Source organism: Marisediminitalea sp., assembly GCF_984433645.1.
This window is the reverse complement of sequence record NZ_CFIDRX010000072.1, coordinates 1-20,132: the sequence shown is the minus strand read 5'-3', so window position 1 is coordinate 20,132 and position 20,132 is coordinate 1. Positions and strand designations below refer to the sequence as shown.

14 protein-coding genes are annotated in these 20,132 nt (G+C 47.2%); 2 read left to right on the top strand and 12 right to left on the bottom strand.

The genetic code is table 11. From position 1 onward, the window contains the following. From AC4MRN_RS10945 to AC4MRN_RS10905, 9 genes are all read right to left on the bottom strand, one after another. Positions 1 to 880, bottom strand: an 880-nt coding sequence (locus AC4MRN_RS10945) for a glycosyltransferase family 2 protein (RefSeq protein ID WP_491203285.1), incomplete at its 3' end; no start/stop codon positions are given. After that, entirely contained in the window at positions 877 to 3,453 is a 2,577-nt protein-coding gene (locus AC4MRN_RS10940; RefSeq protein ID WP_491203284.1) for an RIFT barrel domain-containing protein, read from the bottom strand. The genes AC4MRN_RS10945 and AC4MRN_RS10940, both read right to left, overlap by 4 nt. A 150-nt stretch (positions 3,454 to 3,603) precedes the next feature. Continuing rightward, complete coding sequence (locus AC4MRN_RS10935; RefSeq protein WP_491203283.1) at positions 3,604 to 4,698, bottom strand: GNAT family N-acetyltransferase; 1,095 nt, start codon at positions 4,696 to 4,698, stop codon at positions 3,604 to 3,606. Positions 4,699 to 4,713: 15 nt separating this feature from the next. Beyond that, the gene (gene prsT / locus AC4MRN_RS10930; protein WP_491203282.1) at positions 4,714 to 7,443 is read right to left on the bottom strand and encodes an XrtA/PEP-CTERM system TPR-repeat protein PrsT; all 2,730 of its coding nucleotides are present in this window, start codon (positions 7,441 to 7,443) and stop codon (positions 4,714 to 4,716) included. Between the two features lie 128 nt (positions 7,444 to 7,571). Beyond that, a complete protein-coding gene (locus AC4MRN_RS10925; protein WP_491203281.1) occupies positions 7,572 to 9,212 on the bottom strand; it encodes an FAD-binding protein in 1,641 nt (546 codons plus the stop codon). Between the two features lie 106 nt (positions 9,213 to 9,318). Next, complete coding sequence (locus tag AC4MRN_RS10920) at positions 9,319 to 10,161, bottom strand: Npun_F0296 family exosortase-dependent surface protein (RefSeq protein WP_073319460.1); 843 nt, start codon at positions 10,159 to 10,161, stop codon at positions 9,319 to 9,321. 175 nt (positions 10,162 to 10,336) lie between these two features. Beyond that, entirely contained in the window at positions 10,337 to 11,167 is an 831-nt protein-coding gene (locus AC4MRN_RS10915; RefSeq protein WP_073319457.1) for an Npun_F0296 family exosortase-dependent surface protein, read from the bottom strand. Between the two features lie 257 nt (positions 11,168 to 11,424). Continuing rightward, positions 11,425 to 12,222: a PEP-CTERM/exosortase system-associated acyltransferase gene (locus tag AC4MRN_RS10910; RefSeq protein ID WP_073319454.1), complete on the bottom strand. Its 798-nt coding sequence runs from the start codon at positions 12,220 to 12,222 to the stop codon at positions 11,425 to 11,427. A gap of 206 nt (positions 12,223 to 12,428) precedes the next feature. Further along, positions 12,429 to 13,199 carry a YdcF family protein gene (locus AC4MRN_RS10905; RefSeq protein WP_370241321.1) on the bottom strand — a complete coding sequence of 257 codons (771 nt, stop codon included), beginning with the start codon at positions 13,197 to 13,199 and terminating at the stop codon, positions 12,429 to 12,431. 57 nt (positions 13,200 to 13,256) lie between these two features. Here AC4MRN_RS10905 and AC4MRN_RS10900 point away from each other — a divergent pair, with 57 nt between their 5' ends. Together AC4MRN_RS10900 and AC4MRN_RS10895 are read left to right on the top strand one after the other, a co-directional pair. Then, positions 13,257 to 14,018, top strand: a complete 762-nt coding sequence (locus AC4MRN_RS10900; RefSeq protein WP_073319448.1) for a S1 family peptidase — start codon at positions 13,257 to 13,259, stop codon at positions 14,016 to 14,018. Between the two features lie 257 nt (positions 14,019 to 14,275). Beyond that, positions 14,276 to 15,292, top strand: coding sequence for an NAD-dependent epimerase (locus tag AC4MRN_RS10895; protein ID WP_073319445.1), 1,017 nt, complete (start codon positions 14,276 to 14,278; stop codon positions 15,290 to 15,292). A 6-nt stretch (positions 15,293 to 15,298) separates the two neighbouring features. Here AC4MRN_RS10895 and AC4MRN_RS10890 read toward each other — a convergent pair whose 3' ends face one another. The 3 genes from AC4MRN_RS10890 to AC4MRN_RS10880 all read right to left on the bottom strand — a co-directional run bounded on the left by AC4MRN_RS10890 (position 15,299) and on the right by AC4MRN_RS10880 (position 19,665). Next, positions 15,299 to 16,147 carry a patatin-like phospholipase family protein gene (locus tag AC4MRN_RS10890; protein WP_491055840.1) on the bottom strand — a complete coding sequence of 283 codons (849 nt, stop codon included), beginning with the start codon at positions 16,145 to 16,147 and terminating at the stop codon, positions 15,299 to 15,301. A gap of 209 nt (positions 16,148 to 16,356) precedes the next feature. Further along, positions 16,357 to 18,531, bottom strand: a complete 2,175-nt coding sequence (locus AC4MRN_RS10885) for a malate synthase G (RefSeq protein ID WP_491203280.1) — start codon at positions 18,529 to 18,531, stop codon at positions 16,357 to 16,359. A 195-nt stretch (positions 18,532 to 18,726) separates the two neighbouring features. Further along, positions 18,727 to 19,665, bottom strand: a complete 939-nt coding sequence (locus tag AC4MRN_RS10880; RefSeq protein ID WP_073319436.1) for a LysR family transcriptional regulator — start codon at positions 19,663 to 19,665, stop codon at positions 18,727 to 18,729. Positions 19,666 to 20,132: the final 467 nt, after the last annotated feature.

The window sequence follows — 20,132 nt, the reverse complement described above, 5'->3', positions numbered from 1 at the left end:
TCACTTCAATTAATGACGTGTTTGGCCGAACCAGTTTATACAACCGGGTACTATAGGCCAAAACCGGTAAGCCAGCCGCTACCAGGCACAATACCGCAAACAGCGGAAACCCTGCAATAAGACTGACCAGTCCGGCTAATACACATGCCGGGATTGCCAGTGGTACGATAAAACTTGGCCATTCACGCAAAGGAATTCGGCGGTCTTTTACCGAGGCCAGATTAGACTGACCTCGCCAGATTTCTTTCTCAAACATGGCGCCTAACTGTTTGTCTTCACCAATGTGAATATATTGCGCCGCGCTGGTATAAAACAGCTCTCCCAGTTGATTTACCTTATCGGTAAAGTAGTAATCTTCGCAAGTGATCAGGTGCTCCGGGAATTGCCCGGCCTGGTAGAAGGTGTCTTTGGCTAACAACAGGTTGCGTCCGGGCAGGAAGTCGACTGTACAGTCTACCTCAGCGTTACTCAGTGCGACCCGAATGTGTTCAAGCGGCGTGGGGGCGTCTGAGGGTATCTGCATCGCGCTGACTAATTTAGTGCCAGGACGTTCGGTAAGTATCTTCATACATGCTGTCAGCCAATTGCGAGACAAGTGGATATCGGCATCCAGAAACGCTAAATAGTCGCCGCCAGCAACCTGTGCTCCCCTATTCCTCGACGCGGAAATGGTGTGCTCTGGTTCGGCAAACAACACTTTAAACGGCACGTTACCGCAGGCCTCCCGCAGTGCTTCGGACACCTCGGTGTTTTGTGAAACCAGAATAATTTCCATGGATGCGACCGGGTATTCCTGCTGCGCAATCGACATCAACGTGTCCTTGAGCATTTCTTCCCGGCCCTTATGAGGAATAACAAATGTCACCGTATTGGCTGTCATTGTAGTTTCCTCCGCAGTGCCGGAATGCGCTTTTGCAGCTGTTGCCATTCGCGTTTCACTGACAGTTTCTTCACCACATGTGAAACGTAATCTGGCCAGCCTTGATCTCGTTGAATGTTCGTTGATAAGACCGCAGATACATCTACCGGATTAGGCTGCGTGTTACTTTCAACGGTATCGATACCGTAATTTTGCATTAACAGCGCCAGGATACGCGTGTAGTGTTTTTCGTCGCTTTGCGTGATCGCTTGCACAACATACTGCTTAATTTCTGTGGCTTTGGCGCGATAGCTAACTGCCCGTGTTGCGTCTGCATAGGTCGCAGCAATACACAACACAGCGACTTTACGCAGGTCCTGGGCCGACCAGGTCTGATTGGGGTATTCCAGAATGTCCGGCTTTTCCAGGTAGGGGTATTCGTTTTCCGCCATCCAGTCTGCGTAATGCAACAGGCAGGCAATTGCATACTGGTAGTCGTGATTTTTGCCAATGTGCTGTTGAATGTCGAGATAGCGGCATACGGCTTGTAAAAACACCGTATAAAACCAGCAGTTTTCAACGTTTGCCAAATCCCGGGTGCCTGCAATGTCGTCGTCAGGTGCAATCGTCTGTTTAATGATATAAGCAACGCGCTGAATATATTGACTGTCATTGGTAATTTCGTAACTGTCCAGCAGCGCCATCATGTAGTTTGCAGTGCCTCTGTCGAGAGGGTACGCACCGCTGGCGATGTCTTTTAAATCGATCCGATAACGGTTTTTATAACTGAGTAACAAACCAAATAAAGTATCGTCGCCCTCGTAGACCGTAGATATCCACTCGGTTAAACCTAACACCGCCTGCTGCGCAGCCTGACAACCGGTTAGAAAGTAATACAGCTGTAAGCCGGTGGTGTAGCAGTGTTGACCACCTGGACCACCGCCGCCCGCGTGGTCCTGATACGCGTTGCCTGTATGGTGTTTTGAGTAGGTTCTGTGCGTAGCCGTCTCGGCGGGCAAATAGTGATCCGTGTGCCAGAATAAACCGCGGTTGTATTCCGGCTTGTCGAGGTCGGTGTGGTAAATATCAATATCGATAACGTGTCGGGCCAAATCGTCAGCCAGCTCACGCCAGCGTTGATCACCAGTGAGCAGCCATTGCTTCAAAAAGCCAAATAGTGGGTCATACTGGTTGTTATAGTGCGACGTAAACAGCGTGTCACCACTATAACCCGCTGTTTCATGATCGGCGTACAGGTCACCAAAATGTCGCCAGCCGAACTCGTCAATGGCTTCACGCTTGGCAAAAAATGAGTCAGGGCCTTCTACGCCAGCGTTTATCACGGATTGCAGGGGATCGTCCAACAAACGTGCAGACAAGCGGGGAATGACATCGCATTGGCTGACCCATGCAGGGTTAAGCATTGCTTGGGCAATAACCACTGCCGACGCAGATTCAACCTGAATGGTCAGGCTATGTGTTTTCTGCTCGCCAGGCTGAAGCTCTACAGGCGCTTCGGATTCTGATTGAAATAGCGACCAGGAAATTGTGCCGGGCTCTGCGGTCAATGCAGTAGGAAAATTCTGCCAGAAACGGTCAGGCCTCATGATTACATGGGTACCATCCGCCGACAATCTGGCTGTTGGTACAGGGCGATGTGGCGATGCGTGTTCGCTATCGTCCACTTTCAGCAATGTGGACCCATTTACAATTGATGATGTGCGGTTATGGTTTACGTGATTAGGACTATTCCAGTTTTCGCCGCCACTGGAACGTTGCCACAGCTGCGCCTGTTCACTGATTGCCATGAAAGGCTGCTCGGGAGAGACTTGTAAGCTGGCTTCTGCATTTTGTTGTGACACTGAAATAGCCAGACTGTCAATTAACAGGCTGCGCTGTTCACCCAGGTCCCATGTGCCGCCATTGTGCTCGGCCGGATTTGTATTCGTCAGTGATGTCGTCACCGTAACTATGCCAGTAGAAGGCTGAAATACCAGCCGGGCCCTGAGCTCTACAGCTGCAAAATCGGTCTGCTCTGGAATGAGCGTGTAATCGAGTGACAGGTTGATAAACGCTGGGGCGCCGTCCTGCTGATCGTAATATTTAGGCTCTACATGCCAGTGTGTTAACTGGCACGCACTGTGACTGAAAACGCCTCGGAACGTATTTTGACATGACAGCGAATAATGCTTTTCAGCAACGCTTATGTCGCAGTTCAGCAGGGAATCAGTTTGTATTTTACATTGCCAGTTCCGGGTGCTGAGACTAATTAAGGTGGGGCTTTCGCTTGAATCAACATGCTCCTGATTCACAGTAACCGCAGGGGTTTGTATGTGCTCAATATAAAATTGTGCGTCACTGATACCGGACACTGCCGTATGCCCCTGCACGAGGAGCCATTTTATTGAATGATCCGGCCACCAGGCTAGTGGGGTGAATGCGCAATCAACGGCCATGTCATCGCTGCGTTTACATTGCAATGGCTTGTGAACGAAACAGGCCCCCTGAGACATAGGAATACCGATTGAAAAGGACGCAATGTCCGCCTTATCGGATGCTGGCACACGTAATGAAAAATGATGTTGTGATTGCATGTGTCAAAGATTACTGTCAAACATTTACACTCATCTTCGCTGCATAGGCTCACGTCCTGTGACCAAGATTCAGACAAAGTTAGCGTGCATTATTAGTGATTAGTTAAACTCTACCGTTTATCGCCATGTAAAAATACTGAAAATGTGAATCTAATGGCTTTTTCGTTTAAAAAACTGAGTTTTCAACGTTTTTACACACTGATACAGCGAGGTGAGCCAATCTTTTCTGAGTAATCTCAACATGTACAGAGAGTAGCTGTGATTCGACAGGGAGCGCTTATACTGGCTATCACCGCCCATAAAGTCATACCGTTTGAACGCCTGTTTAGCATAGTGGCTGATAGCATAGGTATGAATCACTAAGCCTGGTTGAAAGCGGTTCGAGGATTCTATGTAATTGATCCCTGATAAGTAAAAATAGACCTTATCATTGCAAAGCAGATTGTAGGTGTATCCAATACACTGTTCGCCGGCGTAAAAACCTAAAATATCACAGCGCGGATTGCCAGAGTCTGACTGCATCAAAGCCTGATGAAATGCGATAAAATCCGGATTGCTAAAACCACTTCCCTGAGGATCTTCCTTCCAGCGCTGTAAGTGAAATGCGCCCATTTCACTCAGTATCTCAGCCGGCGGGTTGGGGCCAAAATCGCGAACAGTAATGTCCCCGTAGTGTGCTTGCAAGTATTTAATAGCCCGTCGTATACGACTGCGGGTGTTCCCCGAACAACTGGCAAGAAAACGGTCTTTATCTGCAAACGTCGGACTAAGTAATACTGCGTACCCGGGAATACTGGTCGAATCGCAATAAAAGCCTGGGTGCGCTAACCAGGGGGCAGGTGATGAGGTTATTTCCAGTCGCCAGTCACGGGCGTTCTTTTTGCACCAGTCCAATACCAGTGTTACTGCTTCCTGATGCCACTGAGGCTCCGCCAGCAGGTCGTTAAACTCTATCCAAATTTGGTCGCGAGTAGGGTCACCGGTTTTATTAAACCAACCACAAGTGAAAGGGGAATGGATCCCCTGAGAGGGGGTGATTACGGCAAAAACCGATGCCACCAGATTGTCACCATCAAAACATTGTAACCAGACTGGCTGTTTATCCTGGTTTTGCTTCAGCCAGGGCAGTAGCCAGAATGGTTGGATAAAAGGGGGCGGCGTAGGTAGACGGGCTGCCAATGCCTCAGTGGCAAAGGCAACCTCTTGCAGTTCAAAAGTATGTTGAACGACCAGGCGTAATTGCATTCCTTGCAGTGACCGTTATTCTTGCTCTTCGAGCTGTTTCAGCAATGCCTTATGCATAGATTTTTGTGCCGGGGTCGTTGGATAAATACGTCCTAACATATTTTTCGCCCTGACTTTGTCGCCGTCAAGAATAAGGGCTTCTGCTGCGTGTAACTGAATTTCTTTGTTATTTGCTGCTTTGCCCAGCGCCTTCTCGATGTAACTACGACCTTGTTTTACATCACCTGTCTTGATCAAAACATATCCCAATGTATCCAGGGCAAACTCGGATTCCGGCGCCTGACTAAAAGCCGCTTTGGCAGCGGCAAGCGCTTTGTCGTAATTGCCAAGTTGAGTATGAACGCCTGCTATATTATTCAGGGCTGCAAAATCATTGGGCTTTTCAGTCAGAATGCGCTCGTACATCGAAATGGCTTCATTGAGGAATCCATTGGCTGAGGCATACTCGGCTGTTACAAATTTGTAGAGTGTATTGTCCGGGGCTTTATCCACTTCCGTTTGCAGGTAGCCTAAACCCGTTTTAGGGTCTTTGGCACCGGCCAGCGCGAAAGCCAGTAGTCTTGAAACAGCAAATCCCGGATTATTTTCATAAGAAGCAGTGAGCAATTTTACGGCGTCAGGGTAGCGTTTTTCGTTAAGTGCTAATAAACCCCGGGTATGTGCCAGAGCAGCTAGTTCACTGCCGTCTTCTTCCAGAATTGAGATAGCCCGTTTTGACTGAGCAAAACGTCCGGTGGAAGCCGCTAAGTGCGCTTCTAATAATACAAGACGTTTATCATTAGGGAAGTAGGTACGTGCTTGCTGGGTCGTTTCCATTGCCCCGTCGAAATTATTCATAAACTGGTAGGTTGAGATAAGACGATACCAACCGCGTCTGTCAGTAGGGAACTTATCAGTCCAATCCTTATAGGTTTCAATGGCCTGGCCAAAATCGCCCTTTTCTACATAGGCATCACCGAGTGCCTGATAGATGCCAAAGTTTTGTGGGTCTTCAACCTTCTTCATTAAACTAATGGCTTTGTCGGGTTTGTCTGCCCGCAAGTAAATAAACGCCAGTGCTGATACAGGGGCGGTTGCATCCGGGTATGCCTTTATTCGCTTCGTCAGATATTCTTCTAATTCAGACTCCTGACCCTGACCGATTTTAATGTTCACAACATCAATCAGGTTTTGCAGGTCATTCGGGGTCAGCGCTAGCAGCCTCTCGGCATACTCCATGGCCTCTTTAAACTTATCCTGGCGGGCATTGCCAATCATCATGTATCGCAGTGCTTCGGTATTTTCAGGGTCGTATTTCAATACCTGGCTAAAATGCCTGCTCGCTTCTGTTTCCTGTTCATCACGTAGATAAAGAATGCCTTTCAGAAACTCGCCGTTGATTGGACTTAACTCGCCCCATTGGTCAGCAATGGCTAATGCTGACGCCAAACCGCTTTCTTCATACTTTGCCTGAGCCAGTAATACCCAGGCTTCGCTTAGATTTGGGTCGATATCGAGGGCTTTTGCCAGAGAATCCACGGCTGAGGCCTGGTTATCATCGAGTAGAATGAAACCTTCGCGAAGCAGACTAACCGGATTATTGGGATCAAGCGATCTGGCTTTCGACAAGTAACGCTCAGATTCAGCGCGTTGTCCTTTCTGTAGTTTTTGCAATGCGGCGAGACTGTAAATTTCTGCACCTTGACCGGGCTCAATGCTGAGTCCATCAAGGCTGCTTGCGACGTCCTCTACATAACCCAGTTCCAATTTCACTTGTGCAAGTAGGCGGTGCGTTGGATGACTTGGAGGCAAAGTACTTGCCGCGGTGTTAAGGTAACGGAGCGCACTCTCCAGGCGACCCGTGCGGTAAGCACTGGTACCTGCAACAAAACTGGCTAATGCCGGTTTTGCGTCATTCTGCAGAGCAACGTTAGCCAGTTGAAGCGCTTGTTCGTAATTATCCTGATAAAAGTAGACCAAAGATTTTAAATAATTCGCATGGCCACTATTAGGATTGAGTTGCAGCAAACGCTCAATTTGCTCATCGGCACGCGTTAACTGCTTGTCTTCTATAAGTTGCTCCGCGAGTAAAAATCGCGCAACGTGATAAGACGGATAAATGTCGAGGGCTTCATTAAAAGCAATGATCGCGTTGACATGATCGTATTGCAAAGAGTGAATCATGCCCTTAAGTATTAGCTTTTCAAACGGTTCAATCGAAGGCGTAGTAAATTTTTGCGTGATGTTCAGTGCGACCGCTGGATTGCCTTGCTCCAGCGTTTGATACGACTGCGCAATAAGTAGCTCTTCTTGCTTGAGTGACTCTGCGGGAATAACCGGGTCCTGCTCACCGCTTTTGAGTTTGGAAAGGTATTCAAACAACGCCAGCGTGCTTGTTACCTGAGCATCCTGTATTTCAGGTTTGGACTCCAGTTCCATGAGTACACGGTCGAAATCGTTTTGGTAAAAAATCGAACGGATCAGAATAGGGTAAGCGTCGACGACGGGATAACTCAAGTCTAATGCGCGCCGGATTTCTTTTTCCGACTCTTCCCAAAGACCTTGTTCGAATTCCAGGCGTCCTAATTGAAAGCGAGCTTCAGCGTTATTTGGCTCCGTAATGACAGCGTTCTTTAACTCAACGATGGCTGCCACTTTTTCACCTTCTGCCACAAGTTGCATGGCATTGGCTATTTGTTCTTCTGCTGACTTTGGTGTACAGGCTGTCAAAGCGACTGTTAACCAAAGTGCACTAAGGCGTTTCATTTGCATCCTTTCCTCTCACTACAACTATCTTTACAACATCTCTCAAGATATCAGTTTGGATGTGGGCTGGCTATAGGCACGCTGTGAATGGTCACTGCCAAGCCGTAAAATTCAACCTGCACGAAAGCTTAAGCCTCACTGGCATCATATTTTCCGGGCGACAGAATGTTATTGGGGTCCACTGCTTTTTTTATTACATCGACAGACTGCCAAAACGGCGTTTGTTTATCCAGCCGGGCTTGTTCTGTTACTGGTAGCCTGTAAGGTACAAATCCTTGTTCACAGCCTTCATCGATAAGTGCCCGCAGACAAGCGTGCGCTTTCTCGACTTGTACCGGGTCACGCTTGTCAAAAACGAGAGGAACGGTGGAGTCGATACAGTCGTGTTTTAGGTTTGTAAAGGTAATAAACGGGTCCAAGTCATAAGCTAACATGGTACGGCGCACAAATTCGACAAAACCCGATAACGTCTTAGGGTTCATAGCAATTAGCGGAGCGTACCAAAGTAAGCCACATTCATCATCGGCAGGGTGAAGCAGGTTAGACTTGTCTGGTTGCTTGGTTGGATTTCGCCAATAAGGTAGGGGTAATGCTACCTGATTGGGTTTGCCCAACATAATTTCGACCCCTTCCTGTAGCGAAGACAACTGGGTTTTTATATCTTTAAAGGCGGGTAAGAAATCGAGCGGTAATGTCGCGAACCGGCGCGCAAACTTGAGTAGTAAAGAGTCTGAAAATAACACTTTACCCAAAGGGCGGGCATGGTGCTTGATGTACTTCTTTACGTAGTTGACGACAGGCTGGTCACCGTAAATCGAACCCACTATCATCCATTCTGGCAGTCGTTTGGAGGCCGCCAGCGAATTTACCTGCTCATCGGTTAACGGCATTATTGGGGTATCATGCATATTGGGGTTCTGACATGTCATCGACACCAACCGTCGCTTATCCATCAGGTTAATTGATCCTACTAAGCCTGATTGAGACTCCAACAAAGTTCGAATGAAATTAACGCTGTCTTCGAAGTTGTCACCATCAAAAACCTGAATGTAAAACGCACTAAATGCGTTGGGCTTCCTGGCCAGACGAACTGTCATTTCTGTAACGATACCCAAATTACTCTGGGTGAACAGGCCATCAATGTAGGGCCCCAGGCCCCACTTGAACGTTTTGTCGATAAAGTCTTCAGACGTCTTATCAAGAGCAGATACGGCGGAAGCGTATTCTTGCTCACAGAGATTAGGGTGAGGTAAGAACCCTTTGAGCGCGGTACAGGCATAGAAATGGTCTGTATGTGGTGTTATGCCATATCCGCGTTCTAAGGCGTTGCTGAGTACGCTACAAGTCGGGCCTGCACCAGTCACCGGTACCATGTGAGGCCATTCGTTTTCTTGTAAATAGTCGTACAGCATTTGTTGAGTGACCCCAGGTTCAACCGTAATAAGGCCTAGTTCTTTGCTGGTGGGGGATATTTTACAAAGACCGGATAAATCCAGTAACACGACCGGACGGTCTGCGCTATCGCGGGTTATAGAGCCATAGCCCCAGTTCTTATTGGAACTTACCGGGTGAACTGCAAAATTAAGAGAATTGGCCAGCGATAGCACCAGTGGAATAACGCGCTTATGGTGTACTTTAATTGCACCCGTTAAAAGCTGCTTGTCGCTGAATGTTGTGCCGCCATAGGCATCGATAGCATGACTAGCAGGCAACAGCGTGATGTCGTCATGTGAATCAAAGTGCGCTTTGAGTGTTTGGTGTATATCCATAAAAAACGGTTAGTTGTTCCTAATACACTTACTATAGCTATTTTTTACTAAAAACAAAAAAAGCCGGCAATATGCCGGCTTAAAGATTTGAAACTTTCTCTGCGAATTAACGCTTCAATCGAGAACGAAGGCCTAGCGCAACTAAGCCGAAGGCAAAGAGAGCTAAACCTGTTGGCGCTGGCACCGGAATTTCACGTGTGCTCAAGCCAATAACAATGTTGTCGAATTCACCTGCGATACCGCTGGTGTCAATAACCAGGGTGTCGAACTGCTCGGCAATTGAGAAAGCAATGTTCACGTATGCATTTGATGCAGGGCTGGACTGGTTACCTGATTGTCCGCCCAGAGCAGATAGCAACTGAGTACCGGTAATTTGTGTTACCAGATTGCCGTCTGAATAAAATTTAAAGTCATTGTAAGTGTCTACTGAGCCCCAATAGAAACCAAGGTAAGTAATGCCCAGTAACGTATTTGAGTTCAGTGTGGTTGTAAAATAAGCCAACAGATCGTTGTAGTCGAACGTAATACTCGACGTACCTGAACCATTGTTTGTTACGTACCCATAACAAGTTGTGTCATTTGCAGGAGCTGCAGCAACGTTATTCTGCGTGCCTTTGCGGATACCGACTTCAGTTGGGTTTGCTGTAACGTCAACACCAATTGGACCTGCATTTAAGCTGTTTACAGCACATTCGCTTTCAAAGCCTGGTGTTGTATAGGCAGTTGACCCCGGGAATGAAGGATCGCCGGTTGCAACATCGAAGGTTTCGATAAAGTAGCCGGAAAGACCACCTGTAATCGGGTCGATAAACGAACTGGTAAGGCCGGAATTATCACTCGCAGCGACACCGCCGAAAGTAATAGACGCTGCATTTGCAACATTTGTTGAACCCAGTACTACCGCAGCGGTTAGTGAAAGGGCTTTTGTAAAGCTCGAAAATTTGTTCATTTTACTGTCCCCTGTAAAAAAGAAAGTTTCAATGAACAATAAAGCATCAAATATGCCAAAAAATAAACAATCGATTTATCAATGAGTTGTAATTTGAGGGAGGAAGCGTACAACTTAAGTTGTAAAAAAAACCGGCACTAGGCCGGTTTTTTTGTGCGGTAAACTTTCTGCTTCGTTATTTTTTCAAACGAGAGCGTAGGCCCAATGCGATCAGACCGAAAGCGAACAGTGCCAGACCTGTTGGAGCAGGAACTGGGATTTCGCGAGTACTCAGACCAACAACGATGTTGTCGAACTCACCTGCAATGCCGCTGGTTTTGATAACCAGAGTATCGAATTGCTCCGCGATAGAGAAATCGATGTTTACATAAACGTTTGAGCTAGGTGAAGACTGGTTACCCGACGTTACACTGTTCACAAGTTGTGAACCAGTGATAGAGGTTACCAGGTTACCGTCTGAATAGAACTCAAAATCATTGTAAGTGTCTACTGAACCCCAGTAGAAACCAAGATAAGTAATACCCAGCAGAGTGTTTGAGCTGTACAGAGTAGTGTAGAAGCTTAACAGCTGGTTGTAATCGAAAACGGTAGTAGCAACGCCTGAACCGTTGTTAGTCAGGTAACCATAACAGGTAGTATCGTTAGCAGGTGCTGCCGCTACATTAGGAACAGAACCTTGACGAATACCAACTTCTGAAGTGTTCGCAGTAACAACAACGCCAGCAGGGCCGCCGTTCGCACTGTTTACAGCACACTGTTGATCGAAGCCTGGGTCGTTATATGCAGTTGAACCTGCAAATCCTGTAGTGTTTGTTGCTTGGTCAAAAGATTCGATGAAGTAATCTTGTTGGCCACCAGTCAGTGGGTCAATGAATGAGCTGGTTAAACCAGAACCATCATTCGCAGTCACGCCACCGAAAGTAATGTTCGCAGCCTGAGTGCTAGAAGCAAAAGCTAAAGCAACCGTCAATGGCAACGCTTTTGATAAAATTGATAATGCTTTCATTTGTACTGTCCTCTAAAAATTGAAAGTTACCGCACGAACAGTAAAGCACTTTGTGTGCCATAATTGAAAAGTGCTTATTTTACATTAGCTTAAGGTGATTTGGTGTTTTCAGGATAGTATTGGTGTAAAGTTTTTCGACATGGGTGTCAGCGTTTTGAATTTACCTGCTTGTGGCGGGAAGAAGCGGTTTAAACAGCAACAAACCGCTATTTACATTTTATTTTAATTTGAGGCTGTATATTTATTGAACGATACATTCATGCGTCGTGCTGGATTTGCTTGTTGACCTGACTCTGAATGTCCTTAAGCATATACTTAAAACCTGGTGTCAGGTTTTTTAACAGTAGCTCAGCGTTAATATAATACGGCGCTCGTTGTCCATGGTAGTCAATCGTAGGACCGATCTGAACGAACTTAATGCCTATAAAACGCATGCTTCTTGCTAGTCTTGGTTCCATCATTACAAATGCATGACGAATGCCTTGACTCAATGCTAAAGAGGCAGCGGTTAGATATAGACCAATGGCAATAAACGGGAAGCAACGCAATTCCTTTTCTGAGTAAGTTGTTTCATTGATGGCACCGGTTGCTGCACCAGCAAATTTATCCATTGCACGTCGTCTGAATTGTGCAGGTACTGCCAGTCGGGAAATTTCGCAGATTTCCTCACGCTTAAAATGCGATGGGGTAAATTCAGGGTGTGAAATTGAGTGTAAACAAAATTTTTCGAGAGGAAGCAGCTCGCCTTCGTTTTTGGGCGTGACTAATCGAACTGTACCCGCATAGGCCTGTGTATTAAGGTGTTGAATCATGCAGTATTGGGACCACGCATCGAAATCGTCGGTCTCCTTACCATCCTCTCTGACGGGTTCAAAGGCAAGCTCTTCACAATATACGTTGTGACGAATTTTATACACTTCTTCGCACAGTTCTTCATTAGAAGCAATAACGGGCGTGAGGAATGTCGAAAAGTGCTTAGAAATTGCGTCAGCTTCCCGCAAACGCTTATAAGCCTGCCATAATTTACCGATTTTTTGGCTTGTACTCTTAAACACAAACTACCTCTGACGTCGTCCCACCGCATGTGTGGCATGTAAAATTTGGACTCGGTTAGCAAGTAACCATCCATAGTTAAATAATAGTAGCACTCTTTTTGAACAAGTAGATAAAAATCATTCTTATACTTAGGGCGCGTTTACCTTGTCCTACTATGTTTATCGCATGTAATTACATTTACTTGAACGAACAATTGCAAGTGCGTCTACTCGGCTCGCAAATGCTCAAATAGCAAGCCAAAATATTCATACAGCGCCCTTTCTGTATTTTGTATGCTGTTTACAGAAGGAATGTTAAGCGTGATATCAAACTCCGGCGGACTTAGGTGCTCCACCGGAACAGGTGTGAGATTGGAAAAACCAATTCGCTGTGCAAGCAGCATGAGTCTTTTCATGTGGGTGGCTGAAGTAATGACGGCAATAGGTTGATCACCCGTAAATGCATAGAGTGCCGATAACTCCTCTTCTGTATTCGTGCCAATAGAAAGCGCAATAACAGGACTGTCCGTTAACGTTTGCGTAAAGCGTTTTGCTTGTTCTGCGTAGTCCGTGTTGACGTCTTCCAAAAAATGCCCTGCGGACACGATAATGGGTTTGCCACTTATACGGGCCATCATCGCTGTCTGTGTCAGTCTGGTTAGTGAACACCTGGGCCACTGGCTGACTTCGACGGTATCGACGTCGTAAAAATAGCAACCCGGTGTGTAGAGGTACCGGGCATTTTGCCAGGCCTCATCTTTGAGCGTAATGGGGGGGTAAGCATATTCCAGTGGCCGTAATATTGCGTTACTGAAAACGAATTGGCTACACAGCAACAGCCAGACAACACCTAATCCCACTAAACCAGCACCGAAACGCTTCTTCGGCTGTTTTAAATGGCATAAGGCGCCGATTATGCATACTATGAAGGACATCACCAGAGGTGAGAGCACTAGCTTGACAGTATATTTTATGAAGCTTATCGCAAGCGATTCCATGCGGTAATACCTGAATAATCCGTGCTATCATCCTTACTAAAACTGACAGGACTTGCAATGAAGAGATTGTGTTTTTTTCTATTATTTCTCAGTTTTGTTGCCAATGGGCAGGATGCTATTAACTGGGTAAGTGTCATTCAGAAGGTAAAACCCTCCGTGGTTGGTATTGGCCTGCACACGCCAATGAATGCGCCTTCAAACCAACTACAAGGCACAGGCTTTGTCATTGGTAATGGCAAGTATGTTGCCACCAACTATCACGTGATAGCTGAACCGCTGGATCCGGAAATTGTTCAGTACAGAGCTGTTTTTGTGGGCAATGCAAAAAACACCCGTACACTGCGGGCTGAAGTTGTCGGTATTGATCCGGTCCACGATCTGGCCATCCTGAAAGTAGAAGATGTGCTGACACCGCTGAAAGTCGGGACAGACGAGTATGTACCAGAAGGTACCATCATTGGGTTCACCGGATATCCAATTGGTGCTGTATTGGGTCTGTACCCAGCGACGCACCGTGGCATGGTGGCAGCCGTAACGCCCGATGCTATGCCAGCCTACAACTCAACTCAGCTGTCTATTAATATGCTGGACCGGTTAAAACAAACATTTATGATCTATCAACTGGATGCGACGGCCTATCCGGGCAACAGCGGCAGCGCGATGTATCGCGCCAGCGATGGTGTTGTTATCGGCGTGATGAACAAGGTATTTGTTGCTGAAGGAAAAGAGAATGCGCTGAGCAAACCCTCTGGCATATCTTACGCGATCCCTGTAGTTCACCTGCGTGAATTAGCTGCCAAATATAATATTAATATTTAGAGAGGGGGTTGGGCTAAAGAATGATTTCAGCCTGGCTCATGTGCGCCTGAATTGTGCTCTGAGCCTCGCCCTTTGCTGCACTATTGGTAAATCGTCACAAAGCATTCATATAGCCTGGCTGGTAATGGTCTCCGAGTTGGTTTATCGTCTGCAAACAATAAAGCAACGTTCAGCTGATCCTAATAACAGTGTGAATCTGACGCGTGAATGACAAAGCGGTAACACTGACTTACCACTTATGATATCAGGAGTTTAGAATGAAAGTGCTCGTAACCGGAGCCGCAGGTTTCATTGGCGCTGCAGTAAGTCAGACCCTTGCTGCCCGTGGTGACACGGTAATTGGGATCGATAATCTGAATGATTATTACGACGTCAATTTAAAACTAGCACGTTTAAAACGCCTGGAAGATATTGAGTTTTCCGGCAGTTTTGAGTTTGTGAAACTTGGCGTTGAAGAGCGCGACGGAATGGAAGCCTTGTTCGAGACACAACAATTCGATTGTGTTGTTCATCTGGCAGCACAAGCCGGCGTCCGTTATTCACTGGAAAACCCTCACGCTTACGTCGATGCTAATCTGGTCGGCTTTATGAACATTCTCGAAGGGTGTCGACATAACAAAATTAAACACCTGGTGTATGCGTCATCGAGTTCTGTGTATGGGGCCAATGAAACCATGCCATTCTCGGAGTCACACAATGTCGACCATCCGGTAAGTCTTTATGCGGCCAGTAAAAAAGCCAATGAATTAATGGCGCATACTTACAGTCATTTGTATCAGCTCCCTACCACAGGGTTACGCTTTTTCACCGTGTACGGCCCTTGGGGACGCCCTGATATGGCGCTGTTTAAATTCACGAAAGCCATGCTGGCCGGCGAATCAATTGACGTATACAACTACGGTAATCACCGGCGAGACTTTACATACATCGACGATATTGTTGAAGGCATCATCAGAACATTAGACAACACCGCGACAGGTGATCCCAACTGGCGAGGTAGTGATCCTAACCCGGCTACCAGTAAAGCGCCATTCAGGGTGTATAATATTGGCGCTCAAAACCCGGTCAACTTATTGCATTTCATCGAGACACTGGAAAAGGCATTGGGTGTGAATGCCGACAAACGATTGCTGCCCCTGCAGCCGGGCGATGTGCCTGATACCTATGCCGACGTGTCCCGTTTGGTCGCTGACACGGGTTACCAGCCATCAGTCTCGGTTGAACAAGGAGTTCAATCGTTCGTCGATTGGTATCGTGACTTTTATCAGGTGTAACCTGCGTTAAACGGTTGTCATTACAGGGCGTTCAAGACGCTGTAACTTGGCTGGTAAAAAGTTGATTGCTGTTTGATAGCCCTGCTGAAACAGGGCTTCCTTGTCTGTTTCGTCCATATCAAAGTCCACAGAGGACGCAGAACCCGTATTGATTACCAGTGTGTTGTGCCAGTGTTCGGCGTGCACATACTCCCGTGATAACGCGGTCATAAACGTGCGGATCAGCATGCCAATGTACTGGGGCAAAATAAAGCGCTTGGGGTTGAATGGTTGTTCGCGGGCTTCACTGCGCAAGCGAAAACACACATTGGGCGTTCCATCACGTTGCCAGTCCTGGAACAAGGCGTCTTCTGCCAGAATAGCACCGTCAACCAGCAGGTGCTTTTCATAAACTTTAAAGCTGAATAACAACGGAATTGACATCGAACAACGCACGGCATGTGATACGCGCATATCGGGGGTATGTTCTTTATTAAAAATGACCGGTCCGCCACCGTTCACATCGGTCGCCAGAATATTGAGTGGGATAGGGGCATCAGCGAACGTCATACCGTCTAACTGCTTGTCCATCCATCTTTCAAACTTGACCCCGGAGGAAAGGCCGCCGTATCTCAGTAATCGCAGAATAGAAAAGTCACGAAACTGTCTGAAGTCAGTGCTGACGGCTAACCGGTACAGATCCCGATTCGACATACCATAGCTGTGAAGGGCCGCGACAATGGATCCTCCGGATATACCCACTAGCGAGGAAAACTCGACGTCGAGATCACTTAGCGCTTTCAAAATGCCAATATGCGCCAGTAACCGTGTACCGCCGCCGGAAAAAATAGGCACAATCTTATTTACTGCTGTCATTCACTCACCCACGTTGGAAGCCTTAATACGCCTGATTAACCTCATCAGTTTGCCATTTAAAAATCAGGGCAGGTCAGGGTAAACGCTGTTGCTCTATTAAAAAGCATATACCAAAAAATGGGTTTATCGAGTTGAAATGCCTAGAAAATACAAAGCGGGCCTTATACTTTAGGTATAAGGCCCGCTTATTAGTTGCTTGCGAACAATGCTTATTGGTTGCGCAGCGCCGCTTTCATTTCTTTGCGTTTCTGGTGCAGCAAAGGTTCGGTGTAGCCATTGGGCTGCTCTTTCCCTTTGAAGATAAGATCGCTTGCGGCCTGGAAGCCAATGGATGCTGCCGTATCCGGTGTCATCGGAATGTATTCGGGATCGCCCGCGTTCTGTTCATCGACCAGTTTGGCCATACGTTCCAGTGAAGCCTGAACGCGTTCCTCTGTGATAACGCCATGTGCTAGCCAATTTGCCAGGTGCTGGCTGGAAATACGCAAGGTCGCGCGATCTTCCATCAAACCAACATTGTTTATGTCCGGCACCTTCGAGCAGCCAACGCCTTGGTGTACCCAGCGCACAACGTAACCCAGGATCCCCTGAACGTTGTTGTCTATTTCGCGTTGAATTTGCTCATCTGTCAGGCTGGCGGCATCGTCCAGCAACGGGATAGTAAGAATATCGTCGATACCGTCGAACTGCTCTGTCGCCAGGCTTTGCTGTAAGCCAAACACATCTACCTGATGATAGTGCAGGGCGTGCAGTGTAGCTGCCGTCGGCGATGGAACCCAAGCGGTATTTGCGCCCGATTTCGGGTGTCCAATCTTGGCCGTCATCATTTGCGCCATTTGATCCGGGATCGGCCACATACCTTTACCAATTTGCGCTTTACCCGACAATCCACAGGCCAGGCCGGTTGCAACATTGGCTTTCTCATAGGCCTGAATCCAGGTCATGGCCTTTAAGCTGGCTTTGTCAGCAAAGGTGCCGGCCAGCATTGAAGTATGAATCTCATCCCCGGTGCGGTCGAGGAAGCCGGTATTAATGAACACCGTGCGCTGTTTAGCGGCGGCAATACAGGCTTTTAAGTTAACACTGGTGCGGCGCTCTTCGTCCATGATCCCCATTTTAAGGGTGAAAGGCTCAAGACCAACGACTTCTTCAATCTTGCCAAATAACGCATTACTGAAAGCCACTTCCTCAGGGCCGTGCATTTTGGGTTTCACAATATAAATGCTGCCAGTGCGGGTGTTTTTATAGGGGCTATTGCCCAATAAATCATGTTTGGCAATTAGCGAGGTTATCACGCCATCCATAATGCCTTCAGGGACTTCTTCACCGTCGAATAAAATGGCATCGTTTGTCATCAGGTGACCCACGTTGCGAACGAACATCAGACTGCGGCCTGACAGTACCAGGCTTTCTCCGTCTGTTGTTTGGTAAGTACGATCAGCATTCATACTGCGGGTAAATGACTTACCGCCTTTGTTCATGGTAATACTCAACGTGCCTTTCATTAACCCTAACCAGTTGGCGTATACCAGGGTCTTATCTTCGGCGTCTACCGCAGCTACAGAATCCTCGCAGTCCATAATAGTGGTGAGTGCCGCTTCGACCAAAATGTCTTTAACGCCGGCAGGGTCGGTTTTGCCAATAGGGTGTTGATTGTCGATTTGAATCTCGAAATGCAGACCATTGTGCTCGAACAGCAACGCTGTTGGGTTTTCAACACTGCCCTGAAAGCCTTTAAATTGTGAGGCGTCCTGCAGCGAAGCAGAGGCACCGCCTTTCAGGCTTACTGACAGGCTGTTACCAGCAATACTGTAGTTAACCGCGTCTTCGTGTTGGCCATTGGCCAGCGGCAACAAGGTGTTCAACCACTCACGGGCTGTCGCTACCACTTTTGCACCGCGAACCGGATTGTAGCCGCCTGTCTTACCTGCGCCGTCTTCTTCACTGATGACGTCAGTGCCGTAGAGTGCGTCGTACAAACTACCCCAACGCGCATTGGCCGCATTCAGCGCATACCGTGCATTATTAATAGGCACTACCAGTTGCGGACCGGCCATGGTTGCCATTTCGGCATCTACACCGCTGGTTTCAATGCTAAAGTCTGCGGGTTCAGGTATCAGGTAACCGATGTCTTGTAAAAATTGCTTATATTCTGGGCCGTTGGCTGGCTTGCCTGCTTTGTGATAATCGTCAATCTGAGCTTGTAAGCTGTCTCGCTTGGCCAGCAACGCCTTATTTGGGGCAACAAACTCAGCAAGTACAGCTTCGAAACCTTGCCAGAACTTAGCGGGTTCTACGCCTGAGCCAGGCAACGCCTGCTCGTTGATGAAATTGTCGAGAACGGACGCAACCTGCATGCGGCCGCGTTGAATATAATCCTGCATAGTAGTCCCCTGGAGAAATGTATTTGTATCAGTGTAGAGGCTATGCAAATAATTTCTAAGTTTATGGTTCTTATTTTTGCCATAAATTTAGTGAATGGTTAGAGTATGGATTACAACAAGAGAGTTGATGTGTGGACCGGGTACATTGTGTACCCGGTGGTCGTTAATCCAGTTGTGTTCCAACGGGTTTATCGTTTATTGCATGTCTGCTGCGACTTCGCCAATCAGTCTGCGCAACCAGATGTGGCCAGCGTCATGATGAAGCAGGGCACTCCAGGCCATTTTCAGTGCAATGGGGGGAATGTCAAATGGCGGTTCGCGAAGCACGATATTCGGATCATCTTTAAAGATTTTTGCGGCCTTACTGGGTAGTGTCGCAATCAGATTCTGGCGCTTGGCTATTTGTAAGGCGGCGTGGTAGTGCCGGGTGAAAACACGTATGTCACGCTGTTTACCAATTTTGGTTAATTCCGCATCTACCCAGCCTAACTTCTGCACTTCATTCGGGTCGATACCGACACCCACACCAAAGCCGGTTTTACTTACCCAGATATGCTGTGCTTTAAGGTAGGTATCCAAATCGTAATGACTCGCCAGTGGGTGAGTTTTACTCATGACACAGGAAAACGTATCGTACCAGATGACTTTTTGGTGGAACGACAAGGGCAACTCGTCAAAACGGTTGATTGCCATATCCACTTTGCCTTGCTCTACATCGTGGAAGGTAACATCACTGGGTGTAATCAGGTCCAGCGTAATATTCGGTGCGCAATCAGCCAGACGACCCACGAGTTCGAGCAGCAGCGTTGATTCTGCATAGTCACTGGTCATGATACGGAATGTTCTGGCGCTGGTGGCGGGGTTAAAATCCGTTTCGGGCTGAATGGAGCTTTCGAGCTTGCTGAGCACATCGCGTATAATGGGCTGTAATTCCAATGCTCGTTTGGTAGGTGTCATCCCATCACTGGTTCTTACCAATAAAGGGTCTTTAAATAAATCCCGCAGACGCTTCAGGCCATTACTCATTGCAGGTTGAGTGATACTCAGTTGATTCGCTGCCCGGGTAACGCTGCCTTCTCTCAATAAAACGTCTAAATAGACCAATAAGTTCAGATCAACCTTCGCAATATTCATTTATCTAATAGCCCGTATCAAGTTTATTTTATTTTTCTATTATACTGCGTATTTCACCGCTTGTCAGATAGGCCATTAGTCTTAGTGCTTATGAAGGGTTTTTATATAGTGTCATGATAAATAAGGCTTTTTAGGAGTGTCTAATTAAGGCGATATTTTTTGTGAATGAATTCAATACAATAATTAAGGTGAATATTGCATGTCTCGGGTTCATTTGCAGTGAGAAATGAGTTACCCCTTAACATAAAAAAGGCTTCCCGAAGGAAGCCAAAAAACTCAAGAGCCTGCTCGAACGTCTCTGAAAAAGCAGGCTGGTGGTTGGAACTAGTCGAACTGGTTCATGGTGTTGTCTTCACCACTGGCTTTCAGTGCCTGGTCACCAGAGAAGTACTCTTTGTGAGTGTCACCTAAGTCAGAGCCAGCCATTGCCTGGTGCTTAACGCACGCCAGACCCTGACGGATTTCCT

What these genes read in the sequence shown, in the direction of transcription:
- AC4MRN_RS10940 (WP_491203284.1), bottom strand. Translation starts at nt 3,453, where the DNA reads ATGCAATCACAACATCATTTTTCATTACGTGTGCCAGCATCCGATAAG.
- AC4MRN_RS10935 (WP_491203283.1), bottom strand. Translation starts at nt 4,698, where the DNA reads ATGCAATTACGCCTGGTCGTTCAACATACTTTTGAACTGCAAGAGGTT.
- prsT (WP_491203282.1), bottom strand. Translation starts at nt 7,443, where the DNA reads ATGAAACGCCTTAGTGCACTTTGGTTAACAGTCGCTTTGACAGCCTGT.
- AC4MRN_RS10925 (WP_491203281.1), bottom strand. Translation starts at nt 9,212, where the DNA reads ATGGATATACACCAAACACTCAAAGCGCACTTTGATTCACATGACGAC.
- AC4MRN_RS10920 (WP_073319460.1), bottom strand. Translation starts at nt 10,161, where the DNA reads ATGAACAAATTTTCGAGCTTTACAAAAGCCCTTTCACTAACCGCTGCG.
- AC4MRN_RS10915 (WP_073319457.1), bottom strand. Translation starts at nt 11,167, where the DNA reads ATGAAAGCATTATCAATTTTATCAAAAGCGTTGCCATTGACGGTTGCT.
- AC4MRN_RS10905 (WP_370241321.1), bottom strand. Translation starts at nt 13,199, where the DNA reads ATGGAATCGCTTGCGATAAGCTTCATAAAATATACTGTCAAGCTAGTG.
- AC4MRN_RS10900 (WP_073319448.1), top strand. Translation starts at nt 13,257, where the DNA reads ATGAAGAGATTGTGTTTTTTTCTATTATTTCTCAGTTTTGTTGCCAAT.
- AC4MRN_RS10895 (WP_073319445.1), top strand. Translation starts at nt 14,276, where the DNA reads ATGAAAGTGCTCGTAACCGGAGCCGCAGGTTTCATTGGCGCTGCAGTA.
- AC4MRN_RS10890 (WP_491055840.1), bottom strand. Translation starts at nt 16,147, where the DNA reads ATGACAGCAGTAAATAAGATTGTGCCTATTTTTTCCGGCGGCGGTACA.
- AC4MRN_RS10885 (WP_491203280.1), bottom strand. Translation starts at nt 18,531, where the DNA reads ATGCAGGATTATATTCAACGCGGCCGCATGCAGGTTGCGTCCGTTCTC.
- AC4MRN_RS10880 (WP_073319436.1), bottom strand. Translation starts at nt 19,665, where the DNA reads ATGAATATTGCGAAGGTTGATCTGAACTTATTGGTCTATTTAGACGTT.